1 protein-coding gene is annotated in these 263 nt (G+C 64.6%); it reads left to right on the forward strand.

The window, feature by feature from the left end; genetic code table 11:
* Window positions 1–263 (forward strand): hypothetical protein (locus SB753_RS38295; RefSeq protein WP_410805324.1); only part of this gene is annotated, 263 nt, incomplete at both ends.

Consider the following 263-nt stretch of genomic DNA (forward strand, 5'->3'; position numbering starts at 1 on the left):
GTCGTATCGCAACGGTACTGTCGCAGGCGTGAAGGCGCGCGTGATGCGGATCAGCTTCTCGGGCGAGCTTGCCTACGAAGTGAACGTGCCGGCGAACATGGGCCGCGCGGTGTGGGAAGCGCTGATGGCCGCGGGCGCCGAGTTCGACATCACGCCGTACGGCACGGAAACGATGCACGTGCTGCGCGCGGAGAAGGGCTACATCATCGTCGGCCAGGATACGGATGGTTCGGTTACACCGCACGATCTCGGAATGGGCGGAC

It is taken from the genome of Paraburkholderia sp. SIMBA_053 (assembly GCF_046534895.1).
Lineage (GTDB): Bacteria > Pseudomonadota > Gammaproteobacteria > Burkholderiales > Burkholderiaceae > Paraburkholderia > Paraburkholderia caledonica.